The following is a 10,732-nucleotide window of genomic DNA, read 5'->3' on the forward strand; positions in this document are numbered from 1 at the left end:
ATCGCCCGCCGCGGCGGCACCGGCACGGCGCGGGAGCGGGACGGCGCGGGGCGCGCGAGCGGGACCGGCCGTCGCGGGCGTGAGGCACGGGGGCACAACGAACGGGTGCCTCCGGGAGCGCCGTACGACGCTTCCGGAGGCACCCGTGGGGCCGGTGGGTCAGCCGACGACGGTCCAGGTGTCGTTGCCGGTGAGCAGGGCGGCGAGGTCGCCCTTGCCCTTCTGCTCGATGGCGGCGTCCAGCTGGTCGGACATGAGGGTGTCGTAGACGGGCCGGTCGACGCTGCGCAGCACCCCGATGGGGGTGTGGTGGAGGGTGTCGGCGTCGGCGAGCCGGGAGAGCGCGAAGGCGGTGGTGGGGGAGGGGTTGTGGGCGTCGTGCACGAGCACGCCGCCGGTGCCTTCCTCCCGGACGTCGATGACCTTGAGGTCGCCGGTGGCCGGGTCGCGGACCACGCCCTTGGAGCCGAAGCCGTCGGGGGCCAGGGCGCCGAAGCGGATCGGCTGCCCGTGCTCCAGCCGGATCACGGCCTCCTCGGCCTGCTCCTTGTCCTTGAGGACCTCGAAGGCGCCGTCGTTGAAGATGTTGCAGTTCTGGTAGATCTCCACCAGTGCCGTGCCGGGGTGGGCGGCGGCCTCGCGCAGCACCGAGGTGAGGTGCTTGCGGTCGGAGTCGACGGTGCGTGCCACGAAGGACGCCTCGGCGCCGAGCGCCAGCGAGACCGGGTTGAACGGCGCGTCCAGGGAGCCCATCGGCGTCGACTTGGTGATCTTGCCGACCTCGGAGGTGGGGCTGTACTGGCCCTTGGTCAGACCGTAGATCCGGTTGTTGAACAGCAGGATCTTGAGGTTGACGTTGCGCCGCAGGGCGTGGATGAGGTGGTTGCCGCCGATGGACAGCGCGTCGCCGTCACCCGTGACGACCCACACCGACAGATCGCGCCGCGAGGAGGCCAGGCCGGTGGCGATGGCCGGGGCGCGGCCGTGGATGGAGTGCATCCCGTAGGTGTTCATGTAGTACGGGAAGCGGGAGGAGCAGCCGATGCCGGAGACGAAGACGATGTTCTCCTTCGCCAGGCCGAGCTCGGGCATGAAGCCCTGCACGGCGGCGAGGACGGCGTAGTCACCGCAGCCGGGGCACCAGCGCACTTCCTGATCGGACTTGAAGTCCTTCATGGACTGCTTGGCGTCGGCCTTGGGCACCAGGGAGAGCGCCTCGATCTGCGAGGGCCGCTCCGAGATCGCCTCAGTCATTGATGGCCTCCTTAAAGACCTCCGCGAGCTGCTCGGCCTTGAACGGCATGCCGCTGACCTGGGTGTGGGAGTGCGCGTCCACGAGGTAGGTGGCGCGCAGCAGGGTGGCGAGCTGTCCGAGGTTCATCTCCGGCACGATCACCTTGTCGTAACGCGCCAGGACCTCGCCGAGATTCCGCGGGAAGGGGTTGAGGTGGCGCAGATGGGCCTGCGCGATGCGCTCGCCGGCCCTCCGGACGCGCCGGACGGCCGCGGTGATCGGCCCGTAGGTCGAGCCCCAGCCCAGGGCGAGCGTCCTGGCCCCCTGGCCGCTGTCGTCGGCGGGGTCGTCGACCTCCAGGTCGGGGACGTCGATGCCGTCGACCTTCGCCTGGCGGGTGCGCACCATGAAGTCGTGGTTGGCGGGGTCGTAGGAGATGTTGCCGGTGCCGTCCTGCTTCTCGATGCCGCCGATGCGGTGCTCCAGGCCCGGGGTGCCCGGCACCGCCCAGGGGCGGGTGAGTGTCTGCTCGTCGCGCTTGTAGGGCCAGAACACCTCGGTGCCGTCCGCCAGCTGGTGATTGGGGCCGGAGGCGAACTGGACGCGCAGATCGGGCAGTTCCCCGACGTCCGGAATCCGCCACGGCTCGGAGCCGTTGGCCAGATAGCCGTCGGAGAGCAGGAAGACCGGCGTGCGGTAGGCCAGCGCGATCCGGGCCGCCTCCAGCGCCGCGTCGAAGCAGTCGGCGGGCGTCCGCGGCGCCACGATCGGCACCGGGGCCTCGCCGTTGCGCCCGTACATCGCCTGCAGCAGGTCGGCCTGCTCGGTCTTCGTCGGCAGCCCGGTCGAGGGCCCGCCGCGCTGGATGTCCACGATCAGCAGCGGCAGTTCGAGGCTGACCGCCAGACCGATGGTCTCCGACTTCAGCGCCACACCGGGGCCCGAGGTGGTGGTCACCGCCAGCGCGCCGCCGAACGCCGCGCCCAGCGCCGCGCCGATACCGGCGATCTCGTCCTCCGCCTGGAACGTCCGCACACCGAAGTTCTTGTGCTTGGACAGCTCGTGCAGGATGTCGGAGGCCGGGGTGATCGGGTACGAGCCCAGGTACAGCGGCAGATCTGCCTGCCGGCCCGCCGCGATCAGCCCGTAGGACAGTGCGAGGTTCCCGGAGATGTTGCGGTAGGTGCCGGTCGGGAAGTCCTTCGTCGCCGGTGCGACCTCGTAGGAGACGGCGAAGTCCTCGGTCGTCTCACCGAAGTTCCAGCCCGCCCGGAACGCGGTGACGTTCGCCTCCGCGATGTCCGGCTTCTTGGCGAACTTCGCCCGCAGGAACTTCTCGGTGCCCTCGGTCGGCCGGTGGTACATCCACGACAGCAGTCCCAGCGCGAACATGTTCTTGCTGCGCTCGGCCTCCTTGCGGGAGAGCCCGAACTCCTTGAGCGCCTCGATCGTCAGCGTGGTCAGCGGCACCGGGTGGACGTTGTAGGCCTCCAGCGAGCCGTCCTCCAGCGGGCTGGTGGCGTAGCCGACCTTCGCCATCGGGCGCTTGGTGAACTCGTCGGTGTTGACGATGATGTCCGCGCCCCGCGGGACATCGGCGAGATTCGCCTTCAGCGCCGCCGGGTTCATCGCGACCAGCACGTTCGGTGCGTCACCGGGCGTGAGGATGTCGTGGTCGGCGAAGTGCAGCTGGAAGCTGGAGACGCCCGGCAGGGTCCCGGCGGGGGCCCGGATCTCGGCGGGGAAGTTGGGCAGCGTGGACAGGTCGTTGCCGAACGACGCCGTCTCGGAGGTGAACCGGTCGCCGGTGAGCTGCATACCGTCACCGGAGTCACCGGCGAACCGGATGATCACCCGGTCCAGGCGTCGGACTTCTTTGCCTTCGCCGCCGTTGCCGGAAGCGCGTTGTTCCCCGACAAGCGCTGCGTCGGTCTGCTCGGCTGGGCTACTGACCTGGCTGGTCACTGCTTCGGACCTCCCTCGAGGGGTGCGGCGTCCCCGCCGGAGGCAGGGCTCGGGACGTGTCGTACTGACCGGTTGTCCCATAACCATCGTACGTGGGTAAGGGTGGCCTTCCTTGGGCCGATCGCATGGTGGACGTCGGCTTGAGACAGTGATCTGATGCGTTTTGTCATGAAATCACCGCCCCCGTGACCCCTCTGTTCATGACGCTCCGGACTCCTCCATTGGTTCTACGCCCAAAGTCCTCGACCTGGGCGGAAAACACCTCGGACAGCCCATCTGACAGGGTGTCAGATCCTCAGGAGTTGAGGTAGGTGAGGACCGCGAGCACCCTTCGGTGATCCCCGTCACTCTGCGCCAGGCCCAGTTTCAGGAAGATATTGCTGACGTGCTTCTCGACCGCACCGTCGCTGACCACCAGCTGCCGGGCGATCGCGGAGTTCGTCCGGCCCTCGGCCATCAGGCCCAGCACCTCCCGCTCCCGGGGTGTCAGCCGGTCCAGCACATCCTGCTTACGGCTGCGGCCCAGCAGCTGTGCCACCACCTCCGGGTCCAGCGCGGTGCCGCCCCCGGCGACCCGGACCACCGCGTCGACGAACTCCCGCACCTCGGCCACCCGGTCCTTGAGCAGATAGCCGATGCCCCGGCTCGAACCGGCCAGCAGCTCCGTCGCGTACTGCTCCTCGACGTACTGCGAGAGGACCAGCACGCCCAGGCCGGGGTGGTCCCGGCGCAGCCGGATCGCGGCCCGCACCCCTTCGTCGGTGTGCGTCGGCGGCATCCGTACGTCCGCCACCACCACATCCGGCAGCGCCCCCTCGTCCGCCAGCTCACCGATCACCTTGATCAGCGCCTCGGCGTCCCCCACGCCGGCCACGACCTCGTGCCCCCGGTCGGTGAGCAGCCTGGTCAAGCCCTCCCGGAGCAGCACCGAGTCCTCGGCGATGACCACCCGCACCTTGTCGTCCACGGCTCAGATCCCCCAGTCGCTCCCGTTCCGTCCCTGCGGGCCCAGCATCCCAGCATCCGGACGGACGCGGGGCGGGAGCGGGGATCGCTGTGGAAAAGGGGATCGCTGTGAAAAGGGGCGGAGGGACGGGGGACCGGGCAGGCCCCGGGCGGGGGCTGCCCGGGCCCGCTCAGTGCCGTCCGAGGCTCAGCCGCGCCACGGCAGTTCGGCGGTGACGCAGGTCGGGCCGCCGACGGGGGAGTCGACCACCAGCAGACCGTCGACGGCGTCCAGCCGCTCGGCGAGGCCGGCCAGCCCGGTGCCGCTGCCGGTGTGCGCGCCGCCCCGGCCGTTGTCCGCGACCAGCACCATGAGCCGGTCGGCGGTGCACCAGACGTCCAGCGTGGCGCTGGTGGCCTGAGCGTGCTTGGAGACGTTCTGGAGCAGCTCGGAGGCGGTGAAGTAGGCGATGCCCTCGATCGCCGCGGCCGGCCGGCGGTCCAGGTCCACGGTCACGGTCACCGGCACCGTGCACCGCGCGGACAGGGCCGACAGCGCCGGGCCCAGGCCCCGGTCGGTGAGGATCGCCGGATGTATCCCGCGGGCCAGGTCCCGCAGCTCCTGGAGCGCGACCTTCACCTCGCCGTGCGCCTCGTCCACCATCCTGGCCGCGGCCTCCGGGTCCTCCGCCAGCTTCTCCCTGGCCAGCCCCAGGTCCATGGCGAGCGACACCAGCCGGGCCTGGGCGCCGTCGTGCAGATCGCGCTCGATGCGCCGCAGGTCGGCCGCCGCGGTGTCCACCACCACCCCGCGGTCCGACTCCAGCTGCGACACCCGGGTGGCGAGCGGGGACGGTCCCAGCAGGCCACGGACCAGCACCCGGTCCACCTGCGTCAGCCCGTGCATCACCCACGGCCCGGCCAGGACCATCAGCAGCCCGGCCCCGCTGGTGATCCCGATCTCCGCCGGGGTGCCGACGTAGAAGCTGCTGCCGCTGTCGACCCACAGGTGGGTGTCCCAGGCGTCGAGCGTGCCGGGGAAGGCCCAGCGCCACAGCGGATAGACCAGCAGCACCCAGCCCACGGACCAGACGGTCAGCGAGAAGACGAAGGAGAAGAGGGCCCACGGCAGATGCACCACGGAGTAGACCAGGTGCCGCCAGGACACCCCGCTCTTCAGCACGGCCCCGACCCACCCCAGCAGGCCCGGCCTTGCGGCCCGGGGCGGCTCCGGATCGGCGACATCCAGCCCCAGCAGGGCACGGGCCCGAGCCCGCTCCAGGGCGCCCAGCGCGCGGTTGCCCGCCAGGCCGCCCGCCAGCACCGGGATGCCCACGAAGGTGATCAGCAGGCCGGCGCCCATCGTGACCACCGTGACCGCGTACGTGAACATCAGGAGGGACATCGGGAGGTTGAGGAGGAGGTAGAGGAACTCCCGCCAGGCGCGCCCGGAGAACGGGGCGCGCAGGCCCCTGGGCACCCCCGAGCCACGGGGATGCGGTGCGTATGCGGTATCCATCGTCTCCTCATCCGTTCTGCCGGGGCGGCCATGCCCTGCCGGCGCCGCCGACTGCTCAGCCGCTCCGCGCGGCCTTTTCCGCCATGACCAGCGTCCGCGAACGGCGTCCCCCGCACCATGAGGCTCTTCGCAGTCTCCGACTGGGGTTATCCCCACCCCCGGACCTGTGGCCGGCCACCGGCCGCCGCCTCGCCGCGGCACCCGGACGGGCCGGAGCACCCCTCATGCCCGCGTCCCGTCGCGCCGTCGCGCCGGCGCGGTCCCGGCCTCCGTCCGCGCCCGCCACGGCAGTTCCGCCGTCACCCGCGTGGGCCCGCCCGCCGGTGAATCCAGCACGAACAGCCCGTCCACCGACCCCAGCCGCTCGGCGAGCCCGGCCATCCCGCCGCCGCCGTCCAGCCGCGCCCCGCCCCTCCCGTCGTCCGACACCTGGATCAGCAGCCGGCCGCCCGCCCGCCGCCCGTCCCCCGCGGACCGCCACACCTCGACGGACGCCCGCCGCGCCGCACTGTGCTTGGAGACGTTCTGCAGCAGCTCGGAGACGGTGAAGTAGACGATGCCCTCGATGGCGGGCGCGGGCCGCTCGGCCAGGTCCACGGCCGTCGTCACCGGCACCGTGCAGCGCCCGGCCAGCGAGGTCAGCGCGGGCCCCAGCCCACGGTCGGCGAGGATCGCCGGATGGATGCCCCGGGCCAGGTCCCGCAGCTCCTGGAGCGCCAGCTTCACCTCGCCGTGCGCCTCGTCCACCATCGCCGCCACGCTCGCGTCGGCCCGGCCCTCCAGCAGCTTCTCCTTCGCCAGGCCGAGCCCCATGGCGAGCGCCACCAGCCGGGCCTGCGCGCCGTCGTGCAGATCCCGTTCGATGCGCCGCAGGTCCGCGGCCGCGGTGTCGGTGACCGTCACCCGGTCCGACTCCAGCTCGGCGATCCGCCGCTCCAGTTCGTCCGACGGCGAGAGCAGCCCGCGCACCATCGCCCGGTCCACGTTGGTCAGCCAGCGCGCCACCCACGGCAGCACCGGCCACCCCAGGAGGAGCAGCGGAAGGACGACCGTGAAGGTGAGGACGGCCCACGGCAGCCGGACGAACATGAACAGCGCGTGCCGCCAGGCGACCGGGTCCTTCAGCGCCGTCCACAACCACGGCACGAATCCCGGGCTCCCCGGCCGCAGGCGGCTCGGCTCCTCGACCCGGACTCCGAGCAGGGTCCGCGCCCGGGCCCGCTCCAGCCGCCCGTACTCCCTGCACGCCCTCAGCCCCGAGGCCAGCAGCGGCAGCGTGATCACGATGAAGGACAGCCCGATGCCCGTCCCGACCCACACCAGCACCACCGTGAACGCCACGACGCCCAAAGGGAAGTTGGCCAGCAGATAGGCGATCTCCCGCCATGTCGGGCCGCTGAGCGCGGCTCTGGGCGGGGGCGGTGAGGCGCCGTCAGGGGCGTCCTCGGCGGCAGGGGGTCGGGAACTCTCCGTCATGCGCCCCAGCCTGCCCGGCCGCCGTCCGGGGTGCCATGGGGTAACTGGGGGACCTGTGGTGGGGTTTGCCCCCCTCCCCCTTCCCCGGTGAGCGTCCCGGTGCAGGTCACGGCGCCTGTGTCGGGACGGGCGGGGCTGCGGCACGGTCCCGTTTCCGTGAGCGGAGTGGTGGACACGGCGCGCCGGCGGGACCGTAAGGTGTGGCGATGCACAACGGGAGGGGCGAGGGGCGATGGCGCGGGGTAACGACGGCCAGTTGCTGAAGCCGGAGGGCGCCGCGGACCGGCCGGATTCCGCCACAGGGGACCTCACCGACACGGTGGCCGCCCCCCTCGACGTCCGCGGCTGGGGCTGGGGCGAGCACAGCAGGGTCTGGACGGCGGTGACGGCGAGCGTGCTGCTCGCGGCGGTCACCGGGGTCTGCGCGGGCAGGTGGTACGCCCACGGGGACAGCGCCCTCTGGCTCGGCCTCGCCGCCGTGCTCGTCACCGCCGCCGGTGCTGCGGTCGGCGCACGGGCCGCGCGGCTCGGCCGACACGCCCCGGGAGCCGCCCTGTTGCTGCTCGGCGGGGTGCTCGGGGTGGCCGCGGCCTGGCAGGCGTTCCCGGGCGGCGCCGCCCGGCTCGCCGCCGCCGGACTGACCGCGGCGGCCGTGCTCGCGCTCCTCGGGCTCCGTACGGGGCCGGTGCGCGGCGGCCTGACCGGCGCCGCGTCGCTCGCGCTCGCGGTGGCCGCCTGGGAACTGGGTCTGGCCCTGACCACCCCCGCCCGTACGGGAGTTGTGCTCGGCTTCGTCTCCGTCCTCGCCCTGGGGCAGCTGCCGCGGCTCGCCCTGCGGACCGCCGGCCTGACCCGGCTCGACGACGCGCGCTCCGGCGGTACCCCGGTCAGCCGGCACCAGGTGGCGGGCGCGCTGGGCGCCGGCCACCGGGAGCTCGTCCCGGCCACGGTGGTCGCGGCGGCCTCGGCCGGTGCGGCGGGGGTGCTCGCGGTACAGACCCCCGGCCTCTGGACCGTGCTCGCCGCGCTGCTGCTGTGCGGGGTGCTGTGCTCACGGGCCCGTGCGTATCCGCTGGCGGTGGAGGTCGTCGCGCTGCTGGCGGCCGGACTGGCGGTCTGTGTACGGCTGGTGCTGCTCTGGGGCACCGACGGCGGGGCACCGGCGCTCGCGCTGCTCGTGCTGGGCCTGCTGGCGGTGCTGCCGGTCGCGGTGCTCGCGGTGCGGCTGCCGGAGCCGACGCGCGCCCGGCTGTGGCGGTGGCTGGACCTCGCCGAGTCGGTGAGCGTGGTGGCGCTGATTCCGGTCACCCTCGGGGCCCTGGGGCTCTACGGCCTGCTGTTCGGCGCATCCTGACCCGGAAAGGCGGTGGAGGGGCCATGTCATCGGCGGAGTGCCACCCGGAGGACGCGGAAGCGGAAGCGGGACGGACCAGGAGAGGGGACGCGGAGGCGGTGCAGGCGAGGAACACGACTCCCGGGGTCTCTCTGGCAAAGGAGCCGGCCGCGGCGGGAAACACGGGCGAGAGCGGCGAGTGGCGTATGACGGGCGAGGCGGGAGCGATGAGCGAGGCGGGCGGCGGTCCGGCCGGGCAGGGAACCGCGGCGGGATCGCCGGGATACACGGGCGGGCCGGGGATTCCGGGCGCGCCCGGGGCCCTGGGCACGCCCGAGGCCCCAGGTGTGCCCGGCCCGATGCCGTCGGCGGTCGAGGGGGCGGGCTCGCCGTCCGTAGTCGCTGAGCCGTCCCCGTACGCTCAGTCGTCCGCGCACGTGCAGCACTCCGTGCCTGCGCAGTCGTCTGTGCCCGCGCAGCCTTCCGTGCCGGTCCCGCAGCCTTCCGTGCCGGTCCCGCAGCCTTCCGTGCCGGTCCCGCAGCCTTCCGTGCCGGTCCCGCAGCCCGGCTTCGCCCCCTCGGCGCCCGCCCCGTCGTCCGCTCCCTCGGACGCGGCCCCCGGCCCTTCCGTGCCCCCGCCCCCGCCGCACGCCTCCGCGCCCGCTCCCGGCCGCTACGGGCGGTCGGGGCTGCCGGCCCGTACGCCCCTCTCCGTGCCCCTGCTGCCGCCGGAGCTGGCCGACGGTCAGCCCCGGCCGCGCCGCGGTGACCCGCTGGCCCGGCGTGCGGGCCGTGCGCTGCGCCGGGTCTTCGCCTCCTCACCGGCCGCCGAGACGGCCGCGGTCACCCAGGCCGCGCACGCCATCCAGCAGCCGGTGACCACGGGCCGGCAGATCGCCGTGTCCAGCATCCGGGGCGGCGCCGGCAAGTCCACCGTCGCCGCCCTGCTCGCGCTCACCCTCGCCCACTACCGCTCCGACCCGGTCCTCGCCGTCGAGGCCGATCCGGCGCTCGGCACGCTGCCGCACCGGCTCGGCGCACGCGAGGTGCGGTGGTCGGGCAGCGATCTGGCGCAGATCGTCGATCCGGCGATGCTGATCACGGACCTGACCGGCTACCTCCTCCCGTTCGCGGGCGGCGGCTGGCTGCTGCCCGGCAGTCAGGGCGCCATCGGCACCCGGCTGGACCTCGACGCCTACCGCGTCGTGATGACCTCGCTCCGCCGTCACTTCGCGGCCACCGTCGTGGACTGCGAGACGCTGCCCGCCGAAGTGGCGCGCACCGCGCTGGTGACGACCCAGGCACGCGTACTGGTCACCCCCGCGACCCCGGAGGGCGTGGCGGCCACCCGTTCCGTACTGGACTGGGTCGGAGGGCTGCACTCCGGTCTGCTGCCCACCACGGTCGTGGTGCTCACCCACACCTCACCGGACAGCGGCGTCGACGTCCGCAGGGCCGCCGAACACCTCGGCGCCGGCGGTGCGGCCGTGCTGCCGCTGCCGTACGACCGGCATCTGGCGGCCGGCGGCGCGATCCGTACGGAGCTGCTCGGCGAACGGACGCGGGAGGCGGCGGCGCGCATCACGGCCGAGGTGATGGACCGCGCGCTCTCGCGGGAACCGGGCCGACAGCAGCAGCGGCAGACAGCGGTGCACCGGCCGGGGCAGCCACCGGTGTACGTCCCGGGGCAGGCGACGGTCTCCGCGCCGTACCAGGAGCCGCAGCGACCACAGCCGCCGTCGGGTCCGCAGTCGCCGTCGGGCCCGCAGCCGTCGGCCGGTCAGCAGACCCAGCCCGGTCCCCAGGCCCCGTATTACCCGCCGCAGACCGCGCACCCGGCTCCCGCACCACAGCAGCGCCCACAGCACGCGCAGCACGCGCCGCACCCTCAGGCGCAGGCGCCCATCCAGCCTCCGTCTCCCTCGCAACAGCAGCCGCACTCGCAGCCCCCGGTGCAGCCCGCGTCGGCGTCCCCGTCGCCGCCGCCGGCTCCCGCGCCGCCAACGGGCCCGACCCCGACCCCGGCCCCGACCCCGGCGCCAGGGCCGATGCCGACCGCTCCCGACCGCCGGAGCCCGTTCGACGGAGGCCCCATCCACTGACCAGGGCCCGTCCCGCCCGTCTCCCGCCCCGGCCCCGGGGGGCCTCCCGCCCCGTCCCATTCCCCGGCCTCCCCTCCGTCCGGTCCGTGAGACAAGTTCTGAGACAACTGGGCGCTCGCTTTACGCTGCCGGCCACCCAGGTGGGGCGAAGTGGGGAC

Annotated in this window: 7 protein-coding genes; 2 read left to right on the plus strand and 5 right to left on the minus strand. The window is 73.5% G+C overall.

Translation table 11 applies throughout. The features are described from left to right. Window positions 1-159 precede the first annotated feature (159 nt). From ACWC9R_RS16155 to ACWC9R_RS16175, 5 genes are all read right to left on the minus strand, one after another. Window positions 160-1,254, minus strand: coding sequence for a 2-oxoacid:ferredoxin oxidoreductase subunit beta (locus tag ACWC9R_RS16155; protein ID WP_450732093.1), 1,095 nt, complete (start codon window positions 1,252-1,254; stop codon window positions 160-162). After that, a complete protein-coding gene (locus ACWC9R_RS16160) occupies window positions 1,247-3,199 on the minus strand; it encodes a 2-oxoacid:acceptor oxidoreductase subunit alpha (protein ID WP_450732094.1) in 1,953 nt (650 codons plus the stop codon). The genes ACWC9R_RS16155 and ACWC9R_RS16160 overlap by 8 nt, the downstream gene beginning before the upstream one ends. A 295-nt stretch (window positions 3,200-3,494) precedes the next feature. Continuing rightward, entirely contained in the window at window positions 3,495-4,154 is a 660-nt protein-coding gene (locus ACWC9R_RS16165; RefSeq protein WP_450732192.1) for a LuxR C-terminal-related transcriptional regulator, read from the minus strand. A gap of 198 nt (window positions 4,155-4,352) precedes the next feature. After that, on the minus strand, window positions 4,353-5,663 hold the full coding sequence (locus ACWC9R_RS16170) for a sensor histidine kinase (protein ID WP_450732095.1): 1,311 nt from the start codon (window positions 5,661-5,663) through the stop codon (window positions 4,353-4,355). A gap of 222 nt (window positions 5,664-5,885) precedes the next feature. Beyond that, window positions 5,886-7,139, minus strand: a complete 1,254-nt coding sequence (locus tag ACWC9R_RS16175) for a sensor histidine kinase (protein ID WP_450732096.1) — start codon at window positions 7,137-7,139, stop codon at window positions 5,886-5,888. A gap of 232 nt (window positions 7,140-7,371) precedes the next feature. Here ACWC9R_RS16175 and ACWC9R_RS16180 point away from each other — a divergent pair, with 232 nt between their 5' ends. Together ACWC9R_RS16180 and ACWC9R_RS16185 are read left to right on the plus strand one after the other, a co-directional pair. After that, window positions 7,372-8,493: a secretion protein snm4 gene (locus ACWC9R_RS16180; protein ID WP_450732098.1), complete on the plus strand. Its 1,122-nt coding sequence runs from the start codon at window positions 7,372-7,374 to the stop codon at window positions 8,491-8,493. Window positions 8,494-9,020: 527 nt separating this feature from the next. Beyond that, on the plus strand, window positions 9,021-10,574 hold the full coding sequence (locus ACWC9R_RS16185; protein ID WP_450732099.1) for a hypothetical protein: 1,554 nt from the start codon (window positions 9,021-9,023) through the stop codon (window positions 10,572-10,574). Window positions 10,575-10,732: the final 158 nt, after the last annotated feature.

The sequence above is a fragment of the Streptomyces sp. NPDC001219 genome (assembly GCF_053597915.1).